The 24,361-nt window shown below is 34.7% G+C and carries 35 protein-coding genes; 32 read left to right on the forward strand and 3 right to left on the reverse strand.

Going from position 1 to position 24,361, the window contains the following annotated elements:
• Positions 1 to 14 precede the first annotated feature (14 nt).
• The 3 genes from BXU10_RS00900 to BXU10_RS00910 form a co-directional block, all read right to left on the reverse strand.
• Positions 15 to 1,475: a SusD/RagB family nutrient-binding outer membrane lipoprotein gene (locus tag BXU10_RS00900; RefSeq protein WP_078225735.1), complete on the reverse strand. Its 1,461-nt coding sequence runs from the start codon at positions 1,473 to 1,475 to the stop codon at positions 15 to 17.
• Positions 1,476 to 1,486: 11 nt separating this feature from the next.
• Positions 1,487 to 4,810, reverse strand: a complete 3,324-nt coding sequence (locus tag BXU10_RS00905) for a SusC/RagA family TonB-linked outer membrane protein (RefSeq protein ID WP_078225736.1) — start codon at positions 4,808 to 4,810, stop codon at positions 1,487 to 1,489.
• Positions 4,811 to 4,896: 86 nt separating this feature from the next.
• Positions 4,897 to 6,600, reverse strand: a complete 1,704-nt coding sequence (locus BXU10_RS00910; RefSeq protein ID WP_078225737.1) for a hypothetical protein — start codon at positions 6,598 to 6,600, stop codon at positions 4,897 to 4,899.
• Positions 6,601 to 6,775: 175 nt separating this feature from the next.
• On the opposite strand from BXU10_RS00910, the gene rpsL reads away from it, so the two are divergent.
• The 32 genes from rpsL (at position 6,776) to rplQ (ending at position 24,278) form a co-directional block, all read left to right on the forward strand.
• Positions 6,776 to 7,159: a 30S ribosomal protein S12 gene (rpsL, locus tag BXU10_RS00915; protein WP_007136570.1), complete on the forward strand. Its 384-nt coding sequence runs from the start codon at positions 6,776 to 6,778 to the stop codon at positions 7,157 to 7,159.
• Between the two features lie 116 nt (positions 7,160 to 7,275).
• Positions 7,276 to 7,752 (forward strand): 30S ribosomal protein S7, encoded by a 477-nt coding sequence (gene rpsG / locus BXU10_RS00920; protein WP_017495022.1) that lies wholly within the window; start codon positions 7,276 to 7,278, stop codon positions 7,750 to 7,752.
• An 11-nt stretch (positions 7,753 to 7,763) separates the two neighbouring features.
• Entirely contained in the window at positions 7,764 to 9,920 is a 2,157-nt protein-coding gene (gene fusA, locus BXU10_RS00925; protein ID WP_078225738.1) for an elongation factor G, read from the forward strand.
• An 11-nt stretch (positions 9,921 to 9,931) separates the two neighbouring features.
• Positions 9,932 to 10,237, forward strand: coding sequence for a 30S ribosomal protein S10 (gene rpsJ, locus BXU10_RS00930; RefSeq protein ID WP_007803605.1), 306 nt, complete (start codon positions 9,932 to 9,934; stop codon positions 10,235 to 10,237).
• A gap of 405 nt (positions 10,238 to 10,642) precedes the next feature.
• Entirely contained in the window at positions 10,643 to 11,260 is a 618-nt protein-coding gene (gene rplC, locus BXU10_RS00935; RefSeq protein WP_007803612.1) for a 50S ribosomal protein L3, read from the forward strand.
• Positions 11,260 to 11,889, forward strand: a complete 630-nt coding sequence (gene rplD / locus BXU10_RS00940; protein WP_031456040.1) for a 50S ribosomal protein L4 — start codon at positions 11,260 to 11,262, stop codon at positions 11,887 to 11,889. The genes rplC and rplD overlap by 1 nt, the downstream gene beginning before the upstream one ends.
• 7 nt (positions 11,890 to 11,896) lie before the next feature.
• Positions 11,897 to 12,187: a 50S ribosomal protein L23 gene (gene rplW, locus BXU10_RS00945; protein WP_007803621.1), complete on the forward strand. Its 291-nt coding sequence runs from the start codon at positions 11,897 to 11,899 to the stop codon at positions 12,185 to 12,187.
• A 9-nt stretch (positions 12,188 to 12,196) separates the two neighbouring features.
• Positions 12,197 to 13,021, forward strand: coding sequence for a 50S ribosomal protein L2 (gene rplB, locus BXU10_RS00950; RefSeq protein WP_007803623.1), 825 nt, complete (start codon positions 12,197 to 12,199; stop codon positions 13,019 to 13,021).
• A gap of 6 nt (positions 13,022 to 13,027) precedes the next feature.
• Positions 13,028 to 13,306 (forward strand): 30S ribosomal protein S19, encoded by a 279-nt coding sequence (gene rpsS / locus BXU10_RS00955; RefSeq protein WP_012022488.1) that lies wholly within the window; start codon positions 13,028 to 13,030, stop codon positions 13,304 to 13,306.
• A 6-nt stretch (positions 13,307 to 13,312) separates the two neighbouring features.
• Positions 13,313 to 13,726: a 50S ribosomal protein L22 gene (gene rplV, locus BXU10_RS00960; RefSeq protein ID WP_007803631.1), complete on the forward strand. Its 414-nt coding sequence runs from the start codon at positions 13,313 to 13,315 to the stop codon at positions 13,724 to 13,726.
• Between the two features lie 5 nt (positions 13,727 to 13,731).
• On the forward strand, positions 13,732 to 14,493 hold the full coding sequence (gene rpsC / locus BXU10_RS00965) for a 30S ribosomal protein S3 (protein ID WP_007803635.1): 762 nt from the start codon (positions 13,732 to 13,734) through the stop codon (positions 14,491 to 14,493).
• 19 nt (positions 14,494 to 14,512) lie between these two features.
• On the forward strand, positions 14,513 to 14,938 hold the full coding sequence (rplP, locus tag BXU10_RS00970; protein ID WP_007803637.1) for a 50S ribosomal protein L16: 426 nt from the start codon (positions 14,513 to 14,515) through the stop codon (positions 14,936 to 14,938).
• A gap of 13 nt (positions 14,939 to 14,951) precedes the next feature.
• Positions 14,952 to 15,143, forward strand: coding sequence for a 50S ribosomal protein L29 (rpmC, locus tag BXU10_RS00975; RefSeq protein WP_007803639.1), 192 nt, complete (start codon positions 14,952 to 14,954; stop codon positions 15,141 to 15,143).
• Positions 15,144 to 15,160: 17 nt separating this feature from the next.
• On the forward strand, positions 15,161 to 15,421 hold the full coding sequence (rpsQ, locus tag BXU10_RS00980) for a 30S ribosomal protein S17 (protein WP_007803646.1): 261 nt from the start codon (positions 15,161 to 15,163) through the stop codon (positions 15,419 to 15,421).
• Between the two features lie 2 nt (positions 15,422 to 15,423).
• On the forward strand, positions 15,424 to 15,792 hold the full coding sequence (gene rplN / locus BXU10_RS00985) for a 50S ribosomal protein L14 (RefSeq protein ID WP_007803649.1): 369 nt from the start codon (positions 15,424 to 15,426) through the stop codon (positions 15,790 to 15,792).
• A gap of 11 nt (positions 15,793 to 15,803) precedes the next feature.
• A complete protein-coding gene (gene rplX / locus BXU10_RS00990) occupies positions 15,804 to 16,118 on the forward strand; it encodes a 50S ribosomal protein L24 (RefSeq protein ID WP_007803650.1) in 315 nt (104 codons plus the stop codon).
• A 2-nt stretch (positions 16,119 to 16,120) separates the two neighbouring features.
• Positions 16,121 to 16,672, forward strand: coding sequence for a 50S ribosomal protein L5 (gene rplE, locus BXU10_RS00995; RefSeq protein WP_017495015.1), 552 nt, complete (start codon positions 16,121 to 16,123; stop codon positions 16,670 to 16,672).
• Positions 16,673 to 16,675: 3 nt separating this feature from the next.
• Complete coding sequence (gene rpsN / locus BXU10_RS01000; protein ID WP_031456037.1) at positions 16,676 to 16,945, forward strand: 30S ribosomal protein S14; 270 nt, start codon at positions 16,676 to 16,678, stop codon at positions 16,943 to 16,945.
• Positions 16,946 to 17,050: 105 nt separating this feature from the next.
• A complete protein-coding gene (gene rpsH / locus BXU10_RS01005) occupies positions 17,051 to 17,449 on the forward strand; it encodes a 30S ribosomal protein S8 (RefSeq protein WP_007803657.1) in 399 nt (132 codons plus the stop codon).
• An 18-nt stretch (positions 17,450 to 17,467) separates the two neighbouring features.
• Entirely contained in the window at positions 17,468 to 18,010 is a 543-nt protein-coding gene (rplF, locus tag BXU10_RS01010; protein ID WP_078225739.1) for a 50S ribosomal protein L6, read from the forward strand.
• An 11-nt stretch (positions 18,011 to 18,021) separates the two neighbouring features.
• Entirely contained in the window at positions 18,022 to 18,372 is a 351-nt protein-coding gene (gene rplR / locus BXU10_RS01015; protein ID WP_031456035.1) for a 50S ribosomal protein L18, read from the forward strand.
• Between the two features lie 3 nt (positions 18,373 to 18,375).
• Complete coding sequence (gene rpsE / locus BXU10_RS01020; RefSeq protein WP_085950271.1) at positions 18,376 to 18,900, forward strand: 30S ribosomal protein S5; 525 nt, start codon at positions 18,376 to 18,378, stop codon at positions 18,898 to 18,900.
• A gap of 12 nt (positions 18,901 to 18,912) precedes the next feature.
• On the forward strand, positions 18,913 to 19,095 hold the full coding sequence (gene rpmD, locus BXU10_RS01025) for a 50S ribosomal protein L30 (protein ID WP_078225740.1): 183 nt from the start codon (positions 18,913 to 18,915) through the stop codon (positions 19,093 to 19,095).
• 11 nt (positions 19,096 to 19,106) lie between these two features.
• On the forward strand, positions 19,107 to 19,559 hold the full coding sequence (gene rplO / locus BXU10_RS01030; RefSeq protein ID WP_017495009.1) for a 50S ribosomal protein L15: 453 nt from the start codon (positions 19,107 to 19,109) through the stop codon (positions 19,557 to 19,559).
• 12 nt (positions 19,560 to 19,571) lie between these two features.
• Positions 19,572 to 20,918: a preprotein translocase subunit SecY gene (gene secY, locus BXU10_RS01035; RefSeq protein ID WP_031456034.1), complete on the forward strand. Its 1,347-nt coding sequence runs from the start codon at positions 19,572 to 19,574 to the stop codon at positions 20,916 to 20,918.
• A 7-nt stretch (positions 20,919 to 20,925) separates the two neighbouring features.
• Positions 20,926 to 21,141, forward strand: coding sequence for a translation initiation factor IF-1 (gene infA, locus BXU10_RS01040; protein ID WP_007136545.1), 216 nt, complete (start codon positions 20,926 to 20,928; stop codon positions 21,139 to 21,141).
• Positions 21,142 to 21,153: 12 nt separating this feature from the next.
• Positions 21,154 to 21,270 (forward strand): type B 50S ribosomal protein L36, encoded by a 117-nt coding sequence (ykgO, locus tag BXU10_RS01045; RefSeq protein WP_002987490.1) that lies wholly within the window; start codon positions 21,154 to 21,156, stop codon positions 21,268 to 21,270.
• A 2-nt stretch (positions 21,271 to 21,272) separates the two neighbouring features.
• Positions 21,273 to 21,647, forward strand: coding sequence for a 30S ribosomal protein S13 (gene rpsM / locus BXU10_RS01050; protein WP_031456033.1), 375 nt, complete (start codon positions 21,273 to 21,275; stop codon positions 21,645 to 21,647).
• An 8-nt stretch (positions 21,648 to 21,655) separates the two neighbouring features.
• Complete coding sequence (gene rpsK / locus BXU10_RS01055) at positions 21,656 to 22,039, forward strand: 30S ribosomal protein S11 (protein WP_007803677.1); 384 nt, start codon at positions 21,656 to 21,658, stop codon at positions 22,037 to 22,039.
• A 91-nt stretch (positions 22,040 to 22,130) separates the two neighbouring features.
• Positions 22,131 to 22,736, forward strand: a complete 606-nt coding sequence (gene rpsD, locus BXU10_RS01060) for a 30S ribosomal protein S4 (RefSeq protein WP_031456032.1) — start codon at positions 22,131 to 22,133, stop codon at positions 22,734 to 22,736.
• 21 nt (positions 22,737 to 22,757) lie between these two features.
• Entirely contained in the window at positions 22,758 to 23,750 is a 993-nt protein-coding gene (locus BXU10_RS01065; RefSeq protein WP_026109818.1) for a DNA-directed RNA polymerase subunit alpha, read from the forward strand.
• Between the two features lie 36 nt (positions 23,751 to 23,786).
• Positions 23,787 to 24,278 (forward strand): 50S ribosomal protein L17, encoded by a 492-nt coding sequence (rplQ, locus tag BXU10_RS01070; RefSeq protein ID WP_078225741.1) that lies wholly within the window; start codon positions 23,787 to 23,789, stop codon positions 24,276 to 24,278.
• Positions 24,279 to 24,361 lie beyond the last annotated feature (83 nt).

Below are 24,361 nucleotides of genomic sequence, written 5' to 3' on the forward strand. Positions count from 1 at the left end.
GTATTAAGGTTTTTCTAAAATTTATCCCAAAATAATTTAGTATCAACATTATCTCCGCCGATTGCCTGGCTTGCTGCTGTGTAACTGCTTTTATTTAATGATTGTTCTATAATTGGATAAGTGAAACGAAGCGGAATTGCAGAAACTGCTTCAGCAGGAGCAACTAAAACAGGATAATCCAGTCTTCTATAAACAGACCAGCCTTCAAATGAATTGTTGTAATATGCTATCCAACTTTGAGTTCCTATTTTTTGTTTCCACGTTCCTGGAGCAGTTGAATATGCAACATTTGGTGTTGCAAGGTAAGTTATCGCTTCTGCTTCAGTACCGCCCCAGTCTAAAATGGATGCTGTAATGGCCGCATTGTAATGTGCTGCAGCTGTTGCAGGAGTACCATATAAATTTCTTTCTGCTGCTTCTGCTAATAGAAATTCAGTTTGTGCATAATCTAAAATTGTTCCAGGGAAATCCGGTACTTGTATTGTTGGGGTGATATGTGTAAAGTTTTTAAATGTATTACTCCCTCCGTTTGTACCGCCAATATATTCTACTTCCGGAGTAGCAGGATTATCTACATTATTGTCGAAATATTTAGAACGTCTCGGATCATTTAAATCATTCATAACGTCTACTAATGTATTAGCAGGAACAAAATCTGAACGACCACTAGCAACAAGGTCCACGTATAAAGGATTTGTATTTGGAGTTGCTGTTAAGTATTTGAAATCAGCATTGTCAAGATTTGATGAAAAAACAAATGGCGCTGCACTAGATACAGTTGCTTGTGCAAGAGCTGCTTCTGATGGTATGTCTGAGATCGTGATGCCTAATCTTAATTTAAGAGTATTTGCAAACTTAATCCATTTGCTTATATCACCTGAATAGATTCTGTCATTACCACCAAAGCTTTGGCCCGAAGTATTTAGGTTTGTTATAGCTTTGTTTAATCTTACTATTAAATCTTTGTAGATTGTTAAGCCATCATCATATTTAGGCGTTTTGTAGGCTAAATTTAATGCTTGTGAGTAGGGTACATCTCCAAAAGTTTCTACTAATATTGCATAAGTATAGACGTTTAATACCTCAATTATGGCAAGTTTGTTTTGCTTATCCAATGGGTTTTCTGTTAATCCTAATGGGGTATCAGTAATGTTTTTTGCACTTTGATCTAAATCTTTCAGTACATCTTTGTATAGATACTGCCAGTGTTGTTCCGGGATTGTTCTGGTAACTAAATCGTAATTACTTTCATCTGTATATACAGTTTCTGTCCAATATTGATTTAATAATCTAAAAATATTGTCATTTACATTGGTGCTCATCATTTGATCCACCAGACTTTTTTGGGCACTTGTAAATAAAACTTCCCCAGGTACATTTGCCGGGTCTTTTACGTTTTCGTTTAATTTTTCTAAATCATCGGAACAAGATGTTGTTATTATTGCCGTGAAGAGAATAAAGAATATTTTTTTCATGATTTCTAATTTTAAAATTGGATTTTAACGTTAAAGCTAATGTCTCTGGTGGATGGTAAAGATCCTGTTGAGTAGCCTTGTAGATTACCTGCTCCTAATCCTGATTCTGGATCTGCATCCGGTAAGTTTTTGTGAATAATCCAAAGGTTAGTTCCGACAACACTTAAAGTCATTCCGTTCATAAATGTGTTTCTTAAAATTTTTTCTGAAAATGAATAAGAAATTGCAGTTTGTCTTAATTTGATATAGCTTGCATCATATACAAATGCTTCATCTGGTAATCCTCTTCTGTATCCCTGAGCCCCAAATCGACTGGCTACAATTCTTGTTGTGTTTACTGAACCATCTGGATTTACTCCGGGATTGATAAATCCTCCTGACGCTGATGTATATCCTCCTGCTGGAATTCCAACCCCGTCAACATCGTATTGATTGAATACAAGTGGATCTCTGATAGGGTTTCCAAGTTCATTAATAAATGCGGTATCATCGGGTAAGCCTGTGGCTAAACCATAATAACGGTCTAGTGAGAATATTTGCCCGCCTTTTTGCATGTCAATTAAGAATTCAAGTGAAAAATTTTTATAAGTGAATTTGTTGTTGAGGCCTCCTGTCCATTCTGGATTTGCACTTCCAATTGGGTTATCAGATGTTGAAGTTTTGATATATTGACCATTATCAGGATCCACTACTCTTTGCCCGTTTAAATAAGTGTATTTGGTGCCGTAGATTACACCATAAGGCTGGCCGACTGCTGCATTTATTGTAACACCTCCCTGGAAAGAGCCTAATTGTAAATTGCCAATGCCGTCCAGGAGATCTAATACTTTGTTTCTGTTCCGTGCCCAGTTCAAATTAACATCCCATGAAAAGTTAGCTATTTTTATTGGTGTGCCATTTAAAGAAACTTCTATTCCTTTATTTTCTATTTCTCCGGCATTAATTAATTCGTATAAATATCCGGTTGAAGATGTTAATCGTAATGGAATAATTTGATCAATTGAGTTAGATTTATAGTAGGAAACATCTAATCCTAATCTCTTTTTAAAGAATGATAGTTCTATACCTGCTTCGTAACTCTTAGTCTTTTCTGGTTTTAGATTTGGATTGTTTTTAGTGTCTTTTACAGATGCAGATCCGGCTCCGATAGCTGTGTTTACAGCGTAAGTGTCTAATATTCTGTCAAATCCGGGGCTGTTTCCAACTTCAGCATAGTTAAGTCTTACTTTACCAAATGATAACCAATCTGCTTTTACAAATTTAGAAAATACAAAACTTGATGATATTGAAGGGTAGTAGTATGAGCTGTTAGCTTCCGGAAGAGTTGAAGAATGATCTCTTCTTATTGTTCCTTCCAGGTATAGATAATCATCATACCCCAAAGAAGCACTTCCGTAAACACCGTCTACTCCTATTGATTCGTCTCTTTCTATTGGCGCAAGCATGGGAGCTGCTGTATTTTGTAAAGCATACAAACCAGGTATTGCAAGACCGCCATTTGTTGCAGCCCATATAGAGTTGTAATAACTTCTTCTAACGTTTATACCAACAACTCCTTTTAGGTTTAATTTTTCTGTTAAATCTTTATTGTAGTTTAACATGAAATCATAGTTGTATTCGCTAAAGCCAATATTTCTTCTTGAATAACCTGATGGGGCTGGGTTTCTGTTAGTGCTACCGTCACCTCCGCCAGTTCCAATACCAAAGTTTGAAGGTACACTTCCTACTGCTCTTCTTTCTTCTTGCAATTCATCATAAGTATCTACAGACATTCTTCCGTATGCGTCTAACCAGCTTGTAATTTTATAGTTTAAAGAAATATTACCTATGAATCTGCTTCTGCTATCTGATTCATAATTTTCATAGCGTTGAAAGTAAGGGTTGTCCCAGAAAATTGGTCTAGGATCGTCATATGCATTAGGATTCCATGTTACATTTCTTCCTGTAAGTTCATAAGCTTGCTTTAGATCTTTAAGGTCAACGTTTGTTTGCCACCATTGTCTAAAATTACCGGCAATATTGTCATTGTATCCTGTGGTATTTCTTCCTATTGTGCTTGTTTTTGTGAAGTTTCCATATCCGGACACAGTTAGCTTGTCGTTAATTAAAGTTGATGCATTTAAAGTAATAGTATTTCTTTTTAATGAACTGTTAGGTAAGAGGCCTTTCTGGTCAAGATTGTTAACTCCTAATCTTAAATATCCATTTTCAAGTCCTTTATCTATCGAAATAGAATTTGTTAACGCTACTGGTTTTTCAAAAAATGTTATAGGGCCATTTTTTGCATTTATCCATGGAGTTGCTTTCATGTAATTTGGAGATTCAGGATAGAAAGCATCCCATTGATACACTAATAAATTTGGATCAAATGCTTGTCCATATGAAGCATCTTCTGTTAATGGTGTTACATTGTCTAAAATTCCGTCTCCATTAATATCTCTGTGATCAAGGTAAGAGTCTTCATCTGGCCCATAATAGGGTCCGTATCCTGCACCGTATTGGTTTTGATATTTTATAAAAGTGCTTTTGTCAACAGATCCCATGCTTACTCCTGAGTTTACTGTTATAGAATATCCTTTTCCTTTTTTATTTCCTTTTTTTGTTGTAATTACTACAACACCATTAGCGGCTCTGGATCCATATAATGCACTTGCGGCAGATCCTTTAAGTACATTTATTGATTCAATGTCTTCTGGGTTGATATCAGATGCAGCATTCCCGTAGTCGTAACCAGACCCTGATTGTTCCTGATCTCTTGAGTTTGTGTTGTTGTTACTTACCGGAACTCCATCAATCACAAATAAAGCCTGATTGTTTCCTGTTAATGATGCGTTCCCTCTAATTACTATATTAGTAGACCCGCCAAAATTTGTTGTTCTTTTTACTTGAACACCAGAAACTTTACCGGATATAGAGTTTACAAAGTTGTCACTTTTAACTGCAGAGAGACTTTCTCCTTTTACTTCTTGTGTAGCATATCCAAGTGATTTTTTTTCTCTTGATAGTCCTAATGCTGTTACAACAACCCCTTCGAGTTGCATTGTGTCTCCTGATAATTTTGCATTGACTTCTGTTGAATTTGCATTAGCTTCTTGAGATCTCATCCCAATGTAGCTAAAAATTAAAACTTGACTTGGTGATGCTTTGATGGAGTATTTACCATCAAAATCTGTTTGTGTTCCGGTTTTTGTACCTTTAACTAATACACTTACGCCTGGTAAAGGTAAGCCTGCGTCATCGGTGACAATTCCCGAAACAGTTCTTTCTTGCGCAATGGTTAATTGCGTCATTAGTACTAATAGCAGTACTAAAAATCCCTTGGATTTTGGTTTCATATTAATAATTATTTTGAATTAGTAATACTAATCTCATAATAATTTGTTAATATTCCAAGTTTTTGTTAAAGTTTTTTTAAAAGCAACTAAAATTTAACACTATAACAAATATTAACAATACTGTTATAAAATTTTATTTCTCCTTTATTTGTACTGCCATTGGCTATCTGTATTTTTAAAATGCCACTTTTTGTAGCTAAACCCACACCTATTCCAATAGATAGTATATTTCTTACTTTTTTAGGGTTTTCTGTAATCGTTTGATCTTGAAATAGTCCGTAATCAAATATGGTGTGAATGTATAAATTTAATGTAGGAAGATATCTATATTCGGTTATAAGTAGATTGGAATTATTTGCTTGTAAACTGTTCTCTGAAAAGCCTCTTATTGAGTTTATACCACCAAATCTAAATAGTTCGTTTGTTATATAGCTGTCGCTCTTTAAAAAGTAATTTTGTGAGTTGATATAAATATAATTCTTCTCGTTAAGCTTAAAGTAGTAAGATAAGTTCGAAGAGATGAAAAATTGTTTGCTTGATTTAGAGGTTTCTGGTTCATTGTTTGTATTTCTTTTTCCGTACCCAATAATGAAGTTTAAAGATGTTTTTCTCGGAAAAAGATTGTTGTTGTCTGGTTTGTTGTAATTATAGCTGGAGGTGAGGTATGAATTGTTGAAATCGCTTATGCTTGAGCTGTTTGTGTTTTGAATATCGCTGGATTCTGTTGATTGGTAGCCTAAGTATAGTTTTGAATTATAATTTATATAATAACCTAAGTCAATTGATGTTTTTGTGTTTTGAAAAGTACTGTCTTGTTTGAAGATGTTTAATTGTGCTTTAATTCCAAGAGAAGATTTAAAGATGTAAGGGATTTCTAATTTTGTGTTAAAGGTTTTTTGTTGGTTCCCATCGCTTTTCCAATATAAAGAAAACTGTTCGCCTGCTTTAAGTATATTTTGTAGGGTTATGTCAAGGTAGCCATTTAAACTCAGTTTTTTGTTTTCATTATTTGAAAATCCTATGTAGCCATCAAAAGTATTTGCTTTTCTTTTTTCGAGGTAGATATAAACTTTAGTTGAATCGTTTGTGAATAGTATTTCAGGATATTTTGTCTGGGAAACAAATTCATAATTATTTAGATCTTCATAAAGATCTTTGATTGTTTTTTGATTAAATGTTTTACTTATGTATTTTTTGTTAAGTTGTTTTAAATGTCCTTTAGGAAAATCCCTGATGTTATTATTGGTGTAATTTATTATGATGGAGTTTACGCTGCGCTTTTTTTCGTTATTAAGATTTAAATCGGCATAAATTATCGAATTCTTTTTTTTGATGTTTTCTAGTTTTATTTTGCTTAGTGCAAAACCTTGCTTTTCTGCATCATTAATTTTTTGATTTATATAGTTTTCTGTTTCTTCATATGGAATAATTAAGGTGTCATTTTTTGTTTTGAACAGATCAAAAAATGAATCATTTTTACCTATATATATATAGGTGTATTTTATTTTGTTTCCAAGTGATAATTTGTATGTGTATGTTGAATCGTTTTCTTTATGGTTTTCGAGTGTTTTTATGTCCAGGTATCCTTTTTTGTAAAGATTTTCAATAGTACTAATTGATTCGTTGATAACAGACTTTATGTTAGGGTGTTTTTTAATGTAATTTAATGAATCGATAATTGTGTTTTCTGTTTTGTTTGTACCGTTTATTTTTAAATTAAAATTTTGAGCATAATTCGAAATGCTTATTGATGAAAAAATGATGATTTGTAATAGCTGTTTCGAAAACATTTGTTTGTTAATTAAAAGTTTTGCAAATATCCATCTTTTGTTTCTAAAAAGATAAGCTTAAATAATGTTATTGAAAATTAATAGATTAACGTTTGTATAGTGGAAAATATTTTATACATTTGCAACCCCGTAAAAAGAGGGAATTTTATAAACAAGTAATTTTTAGTATTTAATTATGCCAACTATTCAACAATTAGTAAGAACAGGAAGAACTCAGATCACTAAGAAGAGTAAATCGGTTGCTTTAGATTCTTGTCCTCAAAGAAGAGGGGTTTGTACGCGTGTTTACACTACTACACCAAAAAAACCAAACTCTGCAATGCGTAAAGTTGCGCGTGTACGTTTGACAAATGGTAATGAAGTGAATGCTTACATCCCTGGAGAAGGACACAATTTACAAGAGCACTCGATAGTATTAGTGCGAGGTGGAAGGGTAAAAGATTTACCAGGTGTTAGATATCATATCGTTCGTGGAGCGCTTGACACGTCAGGAGTTGCAGGAAGAACGCAAAGAAGATCTAAGTACGGTGCTAAACGCCCAAAAGAAGCAAAAAAGTAATTTAAAAACGTTAAGAGTTCGAGGTTAGGAGTTGAGGGTTAAAGATTATGCGATAGCAAAAGTCGATAAGCACAACATTTAACGGATAACCTATAACTTTTTATTAAAAAAAAGACATGAGAAAAAGAGCGGCAAAGAAAAGACCACTTTTACCAGATCCAAGGTTTAACGACCAGTTGGTAACGCGTTTTGTAAACAACTTAATGTGGGATGGTAAGAAATCTACAGCTTTTAAAGTATTTTATGATGCAATTGACATCATTGAGTCTAAAAAGCAAAATGACGAAAAAACTTCATTAGAAATCTGGAAAGATGCTTTAACAAACGTTATGCCTCACGTAGAAGTGCGTAGTCGTAGAGTGGGAGGAGCTACATTTCAAATTCCAATGCAGATTCGTCCAGATAGAAAAATTTCTATGGCAATGAAGTGGTTGATACTTTATTCTAGAAGAAGAAATGAAAAATCTATGGCACAACGTTTAGCGTCAGAATGTTTAGCTGCTGCTAAAGAAGAAGGTGCTGCTGTTAAGAAAAGAATGGATACTCACAAAATGGCAGAAGCTAATAAAGCTTTCTCTCACTTTAGATTTTAATTCGTAAAGAAATGGCTAGAGATTTAAAATATACAAGAAATATCGGAATTGCTGCTCACATTGATGCTGGTAAAACAACAACAACTGAGCGTATCCTTTTTTATACTGGAAAGTCACATAAAATTGGTGAAGTACACGATGGTGCTGCAACAATGGACTGGATGGCTCAAGAGCAGGAAAGAGGTATTACAATTACTTCTGCTGCAACAACTTGTGAGTGGAATTTTCCAACTGAACAAGGTAAGCTTTTGCCTGAATCATTGCCTTATCATTTTAATATTATTGATACTCCTGGGCACGTTGACTTTACTGTAGAGGTAAATCGTTCTTTACGTGTACTTGATGGGTTGGTTTTCTTGTTTAGTGCTGTTGATGGTGTTGAGCCTCAATCGGAAACTAACTGGAGGCTTGCTGATCAGTATAGAGTTCCACGTATGGGATTCGTTAATAAAATGGACCGTCAAGGATCTAACTTTTTGGCGGTTTGTCAACAAGTTCGTGATATGTTAAAATCAAATGCTGTTGCGATCACTTTGCCGATTGGTGAAGAGAATGATTTCAAAGGTGTTGTAGATTTGGTGAAAAATCAAGCAATTATTTGGCACGATGCAACTCAAGGGGCAACTTTTGATATTGTTGAAATTCCTGCCGATATGGTTGCAGAGGTTAAAGAATACAGATCGATTCTTATTGAGGCAGTTGCTGACTACGATGAAAATCTTTTAGAGAAATTCATGGAAGATGAAAACTCTATTACAGAGGAAGAAATCAACAACGCTTTAAGGGCTGCTACTATGGATATGGCTATCATCCCAATGATTGCTGGTTCTTCTTTCAAAAACAAAGGAGTTCAATTCATGTTAGATGCAGTTTGTAAATACTTGCCTTCTCCAATGGATAAAGAAGGTATTGAAGGTATTCATCCTGATGATGCTGAATTATTAGAAGAAGATCAAACTAAAATCTTGCGTAAGCCAGATGTAAAAGAGCCGTTCGCTGCTTTGGCATTTAAAATTGCTACTGACCCATTCGTAGGTCGTTTAGCTTTCTTCCGTGCTTACTCTGGACGTTTAGATGCTGGTTCTTATGTTTTGAACACTCGTTCAGGAAATAAAGAAAGAATTTCTCGTATCTACCAAATGCACGCTAACAAACAAAATCCAATCGAATATATTGAGGCTGGAGATATTGGAGCTGCTGTTGGATTTAAGGATATCAAAACTGGAGATACATTGTGTGATGAAAAACACCCAATCATTCTTGAGTCTATGAAATTCCCTGCGCCGGTAATTGGTATTGCAATTGAGCCTAAAACTAAAGCTGACGTTGATAAAATGGGTATGGCTTTGGCTAAATTAGCTGAAGAAGATCCAACATTTACTGTTAGAACGGATGAGGCTTCAGGGCAAACTATTATCTCTGGTATGGGTGAGCTTCACTTAGATATCTTGGTAGATCGTATGAAACGTGAATTTAAAGTTGAAGTTAATCAAGGTGAACCTCAAGTTGAATATAAAGAAGCGTTTACAAGAACTGCTATGCATAGAGAAACTTATAAGAAACAATCAGGAGGTCGTGGTAAATTCGGTGATATCGTATTTACACTTGAGCCAGCTGACGAAGTTGATGGTAAGGTTCCTGTAGGATTACAGTTTATTAATGCAGTAAAAGGTGGTAACGTTCCTAAGGAATATATCCCTTCTGTAGAAAAAGGTTTCCGTGAAGCTATGAAAACTGGTCCTTTGGCTGGTTATCAAGTGGATAGTTTGAAAGTAACTTTGACAGACGGATCTTTCCACCCTGTCGATTCTGATGCTCTTTCTTTTGAATTAGCTGCTAGAATGGGTTATAGAGAAGTGGCTAAAGCTGCTGGTGCGATTATTTTGGAGCCAATCATGAAAATGGAAGTTATTACGCCAGAAGAAAACATGGGAGATATCGTAGGTGATATCAACCGTCGTAGAGGTCAGGTTAATGACATGGGTGACAGAAATGGTGCTAAAACTATTAAAGCTGATGTGCCTTTGTCAGAAATGTTTGGATATGTAACAACATTAAGAACATTATCTTCTGGTAGAGCTACTTCAACAATGGAGTTTTCACATTATGCAGAAACACCTTCTAATATTTCAGAGGCTGTAATTAAAAAAGCAAAAGGTAACGCTTAATTCTAAAGAAAATGAGTCAAAAAATCAGAATAAAACTAAAATCTTACGATCACATGTTGGTAGACAAGTCTGCTGAAAAGATCGTAAAGACAGTAAAAACTACTGGAGCAGTTGTAACAGGTCCAATTCCGTTACCAACTCACAAAAAACTTTTCACTGTTCTTCGTTCTCCGCACGTTAACAAAAAAGCGAGAGAGCAATTTGAAGTAATGTCATACAAGAGATTGATTGATATTTATTCATCTTCATCTAAAACTATTGATGCATTAATGAAACTTGAATTGCCAAGTGGGGTTGAAGTAGAGATAAAAGTATAATTTTTTATTATATTTTATAAAAAAAAAGCGAGACAGAAATGTTTCGCTTTTTTTGTTGGTTCAAAGTTTTTATTTTATGATTATTAAAGTGTTTTTGTTATTCTTGATTGTGTGATTTTTTGTTGAAGCGCCTTTGTTTTAGGAGGTTGCCGAAGTTTTGTGTATTTTGTTTAAGGAATTGTTACGGCTAATGGTGTTGTAGGTTTAAAAAGATATAAGTCTCTTTGTTTTTAAAAATTAAACATGATTACAGTCAAGTTTGATGCTTGGATTTTGATAATGAGCTATTTAATTTTTATAACTGTTTGGTATATTCAATTTTAATATCTACTTTTGCACTCCCTGTTTGGAAATTTATGTGATTTTCAAATTGAAGGGAATTTTAGTAATTAATAATTAATATTTATGTCTGGGTTAATTGGTAAAAAAATCGGCATGACTAGTATTTTCGACGAAAACGGGAAAAATATTCCTTGTACAGTAATCGAGGCTGGGCCGTGTGTTGTTACCCAAGTCAGAACCAAAGGTGTTGACGGGTACGAAGCGTTGCAACTTGGTTTCGATGACAAAAACGAGAAACATTCCACTAAAGCGGCTTTAGGTCACTTTAAAAAAGCTGGAACTGTTGCTAAGAAAAAAGTCGTTGAATTTCAAGATTTTGCAACTGAACAAAAATTAGGAGATCTTATTGATGTTTCTATTTTTGCTGAAGGAGAATTTGTAGATGTACAAGGTGTATCTAAAGGTAAAGGTTTTCAAGGGGTTGTTAAACGTCACGGATTTGGTGGTGTTGGACAAGCAACTCACGGTCAACACAACCGTTTAAGAGCGCCAGGTTCTGTAGGAGCTTCTTCTTATCCATCCAGAGTATTCAAAGGAATGCGTATGGCTGGAAGAATGGGAGGAGACAATGTAAAAGTTCAAAACCTTAGAGTTTTAAAAGTAGTTGCTGAAAAGAACCTGCTTGTTATTAAAGGATGCGTTCCTGGACATAAAAACTCTTATGTAATCATTCAGAAGTAATGGAAGTAAAAGTATTAGATTTCAACGGAAAAGATACTGGAAGAAAAGTTCAACTTTCTGATTCAGTATTCGCAATTGAACCAAACAATCACGCTGTATACCTTGATGTTAAGCAATATCTTGCTAATCAAAGACAAGGAACTCACAAAGCTAAAGAAAGAGCTGAAGTGACAGGAAGTACACGTAAGATTAAAAAACAAAAAGGAACTGGTACAGCTCGTGCGGGAAGTATCAAGAATCCATTGTTTAAAGGTGGTGGAACAATTTTTGGGCCAAGACCAAGAAGTTATTCATTTAAATTGAATAAAGGCTTGAAAAGATTGGCGAGAAAATCTGCTTTCTCTATCAAGGCAAAAGAGTCAAATGTTATCGTTCTTGAAGACTTTAATTTTGAGGCGCCAAACACTAAAAATTTCATTAACGTTTTGAAAGCTTTAGGGTTAGAAAATAAAAAATCTCTATTTGTATTGGGTGAGTCGAATAAAAATGTATATTTGTCGTCACGTAATTTAAAGGCTTCAAACGTCGTAACTAGCTCTGAATTAAGCACTTACGCAATATTAAACGCTAATAATTTAGTGCTTTTAGAAGGTTCTTTAGAGTTAATTGAAGAAAATTTAAGTAAATAATAGGAATATGAGCATCATTATCAGACCTATAGTAACGGAAAAAGTAACCAAAGAAAGTGAAGTTTTAAATCGCTTCGGATTCGTTGTTGACAAAAAAGCAAACAAAGTTCAAATTAAGAAAGCTATTGAAGCTGCTTATGGTGTAACTATTGTTTCAGTTAACACGATGAACGTAAGACCGGATAGAACTACAAAATACACTAAAAGTGGTTTAATCAGTGGAAAGACAAATGCAATTAAAAAAGCGATTGTTCAAGTACAAGAAGGAGAAACAATTGATTTTTACAACAATATCTAAGATAGAAAAATGTCAGTAAGAAAATTAAAACCTATTACCCCAGGTCAGCGATTTAGAGTTGTGAATGGTTATGACGCCATTACAACTGATAAGCCGGAACGCTCTTTGATAGCGCCGATAAAAAACTCTGGAGGTAGAAATAGTCAAGGAAAGATGACCATGCGTTATACGGGTGGTGGTCACAAGCAGAGATATCGTATTATTGATTTCAAAAGAACTAAAGACGGAATTCCGGCTACAGTGAAATCAATCGAATATGATCCAAATCGTACTGCGTTTATCGCTTTATTAGCTTATGCTGATGGAGAGAAAACATACGTTATTGCACAAAACGGATTGAAAGTTGGTCAGAAATTAGTTTCTGGTCCAGAATCTCAACCTGAAATTGGTAATACATTGCCTTTAAGCAGAATTCCTTTAGGAACTGTTATCTCTTGTATTGAGTTACGTCCAGGTCAAGGTGCGGTAATCGCTCGTTCAGCTGGTACATTTGCACAATTAATGGCAAGAGATGGAAAATATGCTACAATTAAAATGCCATCTGGTGAAACAAGATTAATCTTGTTAACTTGTTCGGCTACAATTGGAGCTGTTTCTAATTCAGACCACCAATTAGTTGTATCTGGTAAAGCAGGTAGAACAAGATGGTTAGGAAGAAGACCTAGAACAAGACCTGTTGCAATGAACCCTGTTGATCACCCAATGGGTGGTGGAGAAGGACGTTCTTCTGGTGGACATCCACGTTCAAGAAATGGAATACCAGCAAAAGGTTATAGAACTCGTTCTAAGAAAAACCCGAGTAACAAGTATATCGTAGAACGTAGAAAGAAATAATAAGATATGGCACGTTCATTAAAAAAAGGACCTTTCGTTCATTATAAGTTAGACAAGAAAGTTCAGGAAAACGTAGAAAGTGGTAAAAATAGTGTAGTAAAGACTTGGTCTAGAGCTTCTATGATTACTCCAGATTTCGTTGGACAAACTATCGCAGTTCATAACGGTCGTCAATTTGTACCAGTTTACGTAACAGAAAACATGGTAGGTCACAAATTAGGAGAGTTTTCACCAACTAGATCTTTTAGAGGTCATGCTGGAGCAAAAAATAAAGGTAAAAAATAAGAAGCAATGGGAGTTCGTAAAAGAGAAACAGCAGATGCGAGAAAAGAGGCTAATAAGTCTATTGCTTTCGCAAAATTGAATAACTGCCCTACTTCACCTAGAAAAATGCGCTTAGTAGCGGACTTGGTAAGAGGTCAGAAGGTAGAAAGAGCACTTAACATCTTAAGATTCAGTTCTAAAGAGGCTTCAAGAAAATTAGAGAAACTATTATTATCTGCAATCAACAACTGGGAGCAAAAAAATAGTGAAGGTAATTTAGAAGAAGCTGGATTATTTGTTAAAGAGATCAGGGTAGATGGTGGAATGATGTTGAAAAGACTTCGTCCAGCTCCACAAGGTCGTGCACACAGAATAAGAAAACGTTCTAATCACGTAACAATCGTGCTTGGAGCTATCAATAACACACAAAGCAATTCTTAAGCAGCATGGGACAAAAGACAAATCCAATTGGAAATAGACTTGGTATCATCAGAGGGTGGGACTCAAACTGGTATGGTGGAAATGATTACGGTGATAAACTTGCCGAAGATCATAAAATCAGAAAGTATATCCACGCTCGTTTATCAAAAGCTAGTGTATCAAAAGTAATCATCGAGAGAACTTTGAAACTTGTAACCGTTACTATCACTACTGCCAGACCTGGTATCATTATCGGAAAAGGCGGACAAGAGGTAGACAAGTTAAAAGAAGAACTTAAGAAAGTTACTGACAAAGAGGTTCAAATCAACATCTTTGAAATCAAAAGACCTGAATTAGATGCTTATCTTGTGGCGACAAGCATCGCTCGTCAAATCGAAAGCCGTATTTCTTACAGACGTGCAATCAAAATGGCTATTGCTGCTTCTATGCGTATGAACGCTGAAGGTATCAAAGTTTTGATTTCTGGTCGTTTGAATGGTGCTGAGATGGCACGTTCAGAAGGTTTCAAAGAAGGTAGAATTCCTCTATCAACTTTCAGAGCTGACATTGATTATGCTTTGGCTGAAGCTCACACTACTTACGGTAGAATGGGTATCAAAGTATGGATCATGAAAGGTGAAGTTTATGGAAAGAGAGATCTTTCTCCGCTTGCAGGAATGGATAAAAAACAATCTGGAACTGGTGGTGGTAAAGGTGGAGATTCTCCGAGAGGAGACAGAAAACCTTTTAATAAAGGTGGTAAACCAGACGCTCGTAAAAGAAAGTAAATTTTTAAACTAAAGAAAAATGTTACAGCCTAAAAGAACAAAATACCGTAAGGTACAGAAGGGTAAAATGAAAGGTAACTCTCAAAGAGGGCATGAACTTTCTAATGGAATGTTTGGTATTAAATCTGTACATGAAGATGGAATGTTCTTAACTTCTCGTCAAATCGAAGCTGCGCGTATTGCTGCAACTCGTTTCATGAAGAGAGAAGGACAATTATGGATCAAAATATTTCCAGACAAACCAATTACTAAGAAGCCTCTTGAGGTACGTATGGGTAAAGGTAAAGGTGCCGTTGAATATTGGGCTGCCGTTGTTAAACCCGGAAGAATTATGTTTGAAGTTGGAGGAGTTCCTTTATCAGTTGCAAAAGAGGCTTTACGTCTTGCAGCTCAAAAGCTTCCAGTAAAAACTAAATTCGTCGTTGCTAGAGATTTCGAAGCATAATTAAATTTATATTATGAAACAATCAGAAATAAAAGATCTTTCTGCAGCGGAGTTGCAAGAAAAACTTAGTCAAACTAAGAAAATATATGCTGACCTAAAAATGGCTCACGCTATTTCTCCAATTGAGAACCCACTTCAAATTAGAAGTGTAAGAAGAACAGTTGCAAGATTGGCTACAGAGTTAACTAAAAGAGAGTTACAATAATTGTATTCTGCTGAAAGATGGAAGAAAAAAGAAATTTAAGAAAAGAAAGAATAGGTGTTGTTACTTCAAATAAAATGGATAAGTCTATTGTTATTGCTGAAGTAAGAAAAGTAAAACACCCATTATACGGTAAGTTCGTGTTGAAAACAAAGAAATACGTTGCACACGACGAAACAAACGACTGTAACATTGGAGATACTGTAAGAATTAGCGAAACGCGTCCTTTAAGTAAAACAAAATGTTGGAGATTAGTTGAAATCTTAGAAAGAGCTAAATAATTATGGTACAACAGGAATCAAGACTAAAAGTAGCAGATAACACGGGAGCAAAAGAAGTTTTAACTATCCGTGTTTTAGGAGGTACCAAAAGAAGGTATGCCTCTGTTGGTGACAAGATTGTAGTATCTATTAAAGATGCAACTCCTAACGGTAACGTTAAAAAAGGAGCTGTTTCAACTGCAGTTGTTGTACGTACCAAAAAAGAAGTGAGAAGAGCTGATGGTTCTTATATCCGTTTCGATGATAATGCATGTGTTCTTTTGAACGCTGCAGGGGAAATGAGAGGAACTCGTGTTTTTGGTCCGGTAGCAAGAGAACTTCGTGAAAAACAATTCATGAAAATTGTATCATTAGCACCAGAAGTGCTTTAATTCGTTTTAAGATGATAAAGCTAAAAATAAAATCAGGAGATATCGTAAGAGTTATTGCTGGAGACCATAAAGGTGCTGAAGGTAAAGTTTTACGTGTTTACCGTGAGAAAAATAAAGCGATAGTTGAAGGTGTAAACATGGTTTCGAAACATACAAAACCAAGTGCTAAAAACCCTCAAGGTGGTATCGTTAAGAAAGAAGCTTCTATACAAATATCTAACATTTCACTAATTGATCCTAAAACTAAGGAAACAACTAGAGTTGGTATTAGAGTAGAAGGAGATAAGAAAGTAAGATTTTCAAAAAAATCTAATCAAGTACTATAGTAATGGCATATACACCTAGACTAAAAGAAGAATATAAGAGTAGAGTAATCTCTGCTCTTAAAGAGGAATTCGGATATACAAACGTGATGCAAGTTCCAAAACTTGAAAAAATCGTTTTGAGCCGTGGAGTTGGTGCAGCTGTATCTGATAAAAAACTTATTGACTATGCAGTTGATGAGTTGACAAAGATCACTGGACAAAAAGCAGTATCTACAATTTCAAAGAAAGACGTTGCGTCATTCAAATTGAGAAAAGGGATGCCTATTGGAGCAAAAGTTACTTTACGTGGTGAAAGAATGTATGAGTTTTTAGATAGACTTATTACTTCTGCTTTACCACGCGTTAGAGATTTTAGTGGTATCAAAGCTACAGGATTTGACGGAAGAGGCAATTACAATCTTGGAGTTTTAGAGCAAATCATTTTCCCAGAAATTGATATTGACAAAGTAAACAAAATTTCAGGAATGGATATTACTTTTGTTACTACTGCAAAAACAGACAAAGAGGCAAAGTCATTATTGGCTGAATTAGGATTACCTTTTAAAAAGAATTAAGACATGGCTAAAGAATCAATGAAAGCCCGTGAGGTGAAAAGAGAAAAAACGGTAGCTAAGTACGCTGAAAAAAGAAAAGCTTTATTGGAAGCTGGAGATTATGAAGGCTTACAAAAATTACCTAAAAATGCTTCACCAGTTCGTTTGCATAATCGTTGTAAATTAACAGGCAGACCAAGAGGTTATATCCGTCAATTCGGTATTTCACGTGTAACTTTCCGTGAAATGGCTAATAATGGATTAATTCCAGGTGTAAAAAAAGCATCTTGGTAATCTCATAATTAGTTTGTACTTTTGCAAACCAAAAAAATAATTTTAATTGATTATAGGTTCGGGAGATGAGTATCTCCCGAAAACCATAATCGCAATCAAATACATATGTATACAGATCCTATTGCAGATTATTTGACTAGAGTTCGTAACGCTGTGGCTGCAAACCACAAAGTTGTAGAAATTCCAGCTTCTAATCTAAAAAAAGAAATAACTAAGATCTTATTTGATCAAGGTTATATCTTAAGTTACAAATTTGAGGACAACACTGTTCAGGGTTCAATCAAAATTGCTTTAAAGTATGATAAAGATACTAAAGAGCCTGTAATTAAAGATATCCAAAGAATTAGTAAACCTGGTTTACGTAAATACGCAGGTGCTGCCAAATTACCAAGAATCCTTAACGGATTAGGGATTGCTATTGTTTCTACATCAAAAGGTTTGATGACAGGAAAACAAGCTAAGCAATTAAATGTAGGTGGTGAAGTAATTTGTTACGTATACTAATTTTAAAGACTAAATAAGATGTCAAGAATAGGTAAAAGCCCAATTGTAATCCCTGCTGGAGTAACTGTAGAAGTTAAAGACGGTATTATTACAGTAAAAGGAAAAAAAGGTCAACTAACTCAGGAGTTTTCGGACGTAACTGTAACAGTTGAAGGCGATCATGCTTTAGTAGAAAGATCGTCTGATCATAAAGACCAAAGAGCAAAACATGGATTATACAGATCTTTAATCAGTAATATGATTGTTGGTGTATCTGAAGGTTTTACAAAAGAACTTGAATTAGTTGGAGTTGGTTACAGAGCTTCAAACCAAGGTCAAAAATTAGATTTAGCTCTTGGATATTCTCACAATATTGTTTTAGAAGTTGCTCCGGAAGTAGTGGTAGAAACAATATCTGAAAAAGGTAAAAACCCTATTGTAAAATTAACATCATTTGATAAACAACTTTTAGGTCAGGTTGCTGCGAAAATTAGAGGTTTCCGTAAGCCTGAGCCATACAAAGGAAAAGGTGTTAAATTTGTAGGTGAAGTATTAAGAAGAAAAGCAGGTAAATCAGCTTAAAAAATAAGATTATGTCATTAACAAAATCTGATAGAAGACAGAGAATTAGATTCAGAATTAGAAAATCGATTAGTGGTACTGCTGCTAACCCAAGATTATCTGTATTTAGAAGTAACAAAGAAATTTACGCTCAACTTATTGATGATGTGAATGGAGTTACTATTTTAGCTGCATCTTCAAGAGAAAAAGAAATAGGAAAAGGTACTAACGTTGAAGTAGCTGCTGCAGTTGGAAAACTAGTTGCTGAAAAAGCGTTAAAAGCCGGGATTGATACCATCACTTTTGATAGAGGTGGATATTTATATCACGGTCGTATTAAATCATTAGCAGAAGGCGCAAGAGCGGCTGGACTTAAATTCTAATATATTATGTCTAAATACAAAAATGTAGAATTGGTAAAACCAAGTGGTCTTGAACTTAAAGATCGTCTGGTAAGTGTTAATCGTGTTACTAAAGTTACAAAAGGAGGTAGAGCTTTCGGTTTTTCTGCTATTGTAGTTGTAGGTGATGAAAACGGAGTAGTTGGTCATGGATTAGGAAAATCTAAAGACGTTTCTGAAGCAATTGCAAAAGCAGTAGAAGATGCTAAGAAAAATTTAGTAAAAATTCCTTTGAACGGTCAATCTGTTCCTCACGAACAAAAAGGTAAATTTGGAGGTGCACGTGTATTTTTAATTCCTGCTTCTCATGGTACAGGAGTTATTGCTGGTGGAGCTGTTCGTTCAGTTCTTGAATCAGTAGGTATTCACGATGTATTGTCTAAATCTCAAGGATCATCAAATCCTCATAACGTGGTTAAAGCAACTTTTGATGCTTTATTGCAAATGAGAAGCGCTTATACTGTTGCAAAACAAAGAGGTGTTTCTTTAGAAAAAGTTTTTAAAGGTTAATTCAAGGAAATTATGGCTAAATTATTAGTAAAACAAGTACGAAGCAAAATCAACTGTCCTCTTTCTCAAAAGAGAGGTTTAGAAGCTTTGGGTCTAAGTAAAATGGGACAAGTTGTAGAGCATGATTCAAACCCTGCTATCCTTGGGATGATAAACAAAGTTAAACACTTAGTTTCTGTTGAAGAAGCTAAATAACAAATACTGTTATGAATTTAAGTAACTTACAACCAGCTGAAGGGTCAACACACAATCAAAATAAAAGATTAGGTAGAGGAGAAGGTTCTGGAAAAGGTGGTACTTCTGCAAGAGGACACAAAGGAGCAAAATCTCGTTCTGGTTATTCTAAAAAGATTGGTTTTGAAGGAGGGCAAATGCCACTTCAAAGACGTGTGCCTAAGTTTGGTTTCACAAACATTAATCGTAAAGAATACGAAGGTGTTAATTTAGATACGCTTCAATTGTTAGTAGACAATGGTGTGATCACTGATTCTGTTTCTATGACAGATTTCGTAGCAAACCGTCTGGCTACCAAAAATGAAATCGTTAAGATTTTAGGTAGAGGAGAATTGAAAGCAAAATTAAAAGTAACTGCTCACAAATTTACTGCTACTGCGAAAGCTGCTATTGAAGCTGCTGGAGGAGAGGCTGTAACAATATAATTTTTCTATTGTATGAAGAAATTTATTGAATCAATAAGTAATGTTTGGAAAATCGAAGAACTGAAAAACAGAATCCTGATTACATTAGGTCTACTTTTAGTATATCGTTTTGGAGCACACGTTACGCTTCCTGGAATTGATGCAACTCAATTAACTGGTTTAGCGGGACAAACAAAAAATGGTTTAGGATCTATCTTAGACATGTTCACCGGAGGTGCTTTCTCTAAAGCTTCAGTTTTTGCTTTAGGGATTATGCCCTACATTTCTGCTTCTATTGTTGTTCAGTTAATGGGAATCGCAATTCCATATTTGCAAAAACTTCAAAATGATGGAGAAAGCGGTAGAAAAAAGATTAATCAAATTACCCGTTGGTTAACTATTGCTATTACATTGGTTCAAGGTCCTACTTATATTTATAATTTATACAGAACATTACCAGGTAATGCATTTTTGCTTGGTTTTAACTCTCCTGAGTTTTTATTTTCTTCTGTTATTATCTTAGTTACTGGTACTATTTTTGCTATGTGGCTTGGAGAAAAAATTACTGATAAAGGTATTGGAAACGGAATTTCATTATTAATTATGGTTGGTATATTAGCGCGTTTACCACAAGCTTTTATACAAGAGTTTACAACCAGGGTTACGAATAACAACGGAGGTCCAATGTTATTGGTTATTGAAATTATTGTATGGTTGTTAGTTATCATTTCTTGTGTATTGCTTACAATGGCGGTACGCAGAATTCCTGTACAATACGCTCGTCGTACAACTACAGGAGATTACGAACAAGATTTAGCAGGTGGTAATAGACAATGGATTCCTCTTAAGCTTAATGCTTCCGGAGTAATGCCAATTATTTTTGCTCAGGCAATTATGTTTATTCCTGCTGCTGTAGCTGGATTGTCTAAATCAGATACATCACAATCTATTGTTGGGGCATTTAGTAATATGTTTGGGTTTTGGTATAATTTTGTTTTTGCAACTTTAATTATTGTATTCACATTCTTCTATACTGCAATCACAGTACCTACTAACAAAATGGCCGATGATTTAAAAAGAAGTGGCGGTTTTATTCCGGGTGTCAGACCTGGCGCAGAAACTTCAGACTTTCTTGATAAAGTGATGTCTTTAATAACTTTCCCTGGATCTTTATTCCTTGCTTTGATTGCTGTGTTCCCAGCTATTGTTGTAAGTATTATGGATGTACAACAATCTTGGGCAATGTTTTTTGGAGGTACCTCTTTAATAATTATGGTTGGAGTTGCGATAGATACTATTCAGCAAATCAATTCATACTTGTTAAACAAACATTATGATGGTTTAATGAAGACTGGTAAAAATAGAAAAGCAGTAGCTTAATATATTTATGGCAAAACAATCAGCAATAGAGCAAGACGGATCAATCATTGAAGCATTATCAAATGCAATGTTCCGTGTAGAGTTAGAAAATGGACATATTGTAATTGCTCATATTTCTGGGAAAATGCGAATGCATTATATCAAATTATTACCTGGTGATAAAGTGAAGCTAGAAATGAGCCCTTATGATTTGTCAAAAGCAAGAATTACTTATCGATATTAAAGGATATTCACTATGAAAGTTAGAGCATCAGTAAAAAAGAGAAGTGCCGAGTGCATTATCGTGCGTAGAAAAGGGAGATTGTACGTTATAAACAAAAAAAATCCTAGATTTAAACAAAGACAAGGATAATTATGGCAAGAATAGCAGGGGTAGATATCCCAAAAAACAAAAGAGGTGTTATAGCACTTACCTATATCTTTGGATTAGGAAGAAGTAGAGCTATTGAGATTTTAGAAAAAGCTCAAGTTAGCCAAGATAAAAAAGTTCAAGATTGGAATGATGACGAGATCGGAGCAATTCGTGACGCAGTAGGATTTTACAAAATTGAAGGTGAATTACGTTCTGAAGTTTCTTTGAACATCAAACGTTTAATGGATATTGGATGTTACAGAGGTATCCGTCACAGATCTGGTCTTCCGTTAAGAGGGCAAAGAACTAAAAACAACTCTAGAACAAGAAAAGGTAAAAGAAAAACTGTTGCTAACAAGAAAAAAGCAACTAAATAATAAGTAATATGGCTAAAGCAACTGCAAAAAAACGTAAAGTTATCGTTGAATCAACGGGTGAAGCTCATATTTCTGCCACTTTCAACAACATCATTATTTCTTTGACAAACAAGAAAGGTGAAGTTATTTCTTGGTCTTCAGCTGGTAAAATGGGTTTCAGAGGTTCTAAAAAGAATACTCCATATGCTGCTCAAATGGCTGCAGAAGATTGTAGTAAAGTAGCTCTTGAGGCAGGACTTAAAAAAGTTAAGGTTTATGTAAAAGGACCAGGAAACGGACGTGAGTCTGCTATCCGTTCTATTCATAACGGTGGAATAGAAGTTACAGAGATTATCGATGTTACTCCAATGCCTCACAACGGTTGTCGTCCTCCAAAGAGACGTAGAGTATAATAATATATTTAAGTATAACAAGGTAGAATAAACGATTATCGAAGGATTTGACCTGAATTCATAATCTCTACCTTAAATTTAATTTTTAGAAATGGCAAGATATACTGGTCCAAAAACTAGAATTGCTCGTAAATTTGGCGAAGCAATCTTCGGAGATGATAAATCTTTCGAAAAAAGAAATTACCCACCTGGACAACACGGGATGGCTAAAAAAAGAGGTAAAAAATCTGAGTATGCTGTTCAGTTGATGGAAAAGCAAAAAGCTAAATATTCTTACGGAATTTTAGAAAAACAATTCAGAGGTTTATTCAAAAAGGCATCAGCTACTAAAGGTGTTACTGGTGAGGTTCTTTTACAATTATGTGAAGCAAGATTAGATAATGTTGTTTTTAGAATGGGAGTTGCTCCATCTCGTAGAGGTGCTAGACAATTAGTTTCTCACAGACACATTACTGTAAATGGAGAGGTTGTAAACATTCCTTCTTACCACCTTAAGCCTGGTGATAAAGTTGCAGTTCGTGAAAAATCTAAATCTTTAGAAGCTATCGAACGTTCTTTGTCAAATTCAAGTCATGTTTATGAATGGATTACATGGAATAATGATCTTAAAGAGGGAACTTTCGTTTCTGTTCCTGCTAGACTTCAAATTCCAGAAAACATTAAAGAACAATTAATCGTAGAGTTGTACAACAAATAATAATTGACTTAGTCGAAATTTATGGCAATATTTAATTTTCAAAAGCCCGATAAAGTTATCATGATCGATTCAACCGATTTTGAAGGTAAATTTGAATTTAGACCTTTAGAACCTGGTTACGGATTGACAGTTGGTAATGCACTTAGAAGAGTTTTGCTTTCAGCATTAGAAGGTTATGCAATTACATCTGTTCGTATCGAGGGTGTAGATCATGAGTTTTCTACTATTTCAGGTGTTGTTGAAGATGTTACCGAAATTATCCTTAATCTAAAACAAGTACGTTTCAAACGTCAAATTGAAGACATCGATAATGAAGCAGTTACTATTTCTGTTTCTGGTAAAGATCAATTAACAGCAGGTGATTTTCAAAAATTTATCTCAGGTTTTCAAGTTCTGAACCCGGATCTTGTTATCTGTAATTTAGATTCTAAAATCAAATTGAATTTCGATTTAACAATCGAAAAAGGTAGAGGATACGTACCTGCTGAGGAGAACAAAAAACAGAATGCTGCAATTGGAACTATTTTTACAGATTCTATTTTTACTCCGGTAAAAAATGTAAAATATGCAATTGAAAACTTCCGTGTTGAGCAAAAAACAGATTACGAAAAATTAGTTTTTGAAATTAAAACTGATGGCTCTATTAATCCAAAAGATGCTCTTACTGAAGCTGCTAAAGTTTTAATTCACCACTTCATGTTGTTCTCTGACGAAAGAATTACACTCGAGGCTGACGAAATTGCACAAACAGAATCGTATGATGAAGAGTCATTGCATATGAGACAATTGCTTAAAACTAAGCTTGTTGATATGGATTTATCTGTGAGAGCATTAAATTGCTTGAAAGCGGCTGAAGTTGATACACTTGGTGATTTAGTATCGTTCAATAAAAATGACCTAATGAAATTCCGTAATTTTGGTAAAAAATCTTTAACTGAACTTGATGAACTTGTTGCGGTTAAAAATTTAACTTTCGGGATGGACTTAGCTAAATACAAATTAGATAAAGAATAATTCAATCCCGCTTGCGGGATTAAATTTAAAATAGCAATGAGACACGGAAAAAAATTCAATCACTTAAGCAGACAGACTGGACATAGAAAAGCTATGTTGGCTAATATGGCTTGTTCTCTTATTGAGCACAAACGTATTAACACTACTGTTGCTAAGGCTAAAGCGCTTAAACAATTTGTTGAGCCTTTAATCACAAAATCAAAAGAAGATACGACTCACAACCGTCGTATTGTTTTTGCTTACTTACGTAGCAAATATGCTGTAACTGACTTGTTCAGAGACGTAGCTGCTAAAGTTGGTGACCGTCCAGGAGGATACACTCGTATCATCAAAGTTGGAAATCGTTTGGGAGATAATGCTGATATGGCAATGATCGAACTTGTAGATTTCAATGAGCTTTACAATGGAGGAAAAAAAGAAGTTAAAAAAGCAAAAAGCCGTCGTGGTGGTAAAGCAAAAAAAGCTGAGGAGACAACTACAGAAGCTCCTGCTGCTGAATCAGAAACGACTACTGAAGCTTCTGAATAATTATGAAAGTAATGATTCTATAGAAATAAAGGATAAGCTAATTTTTAGTTTATCCTTTTTTTTTGATTTTTTTATAAAGAAAG

The organism is Flavobacterium sp. LM4 (genome assembly GCF_002017935.1).
In the GTDB taxonomy this organism is placed as follows: Bacteria; Bacteroidota; Bacteroidia; order Flavobacteriales; family Flavobacteriaceae; genus Flavobacterium; species Flavobacterium chungangense.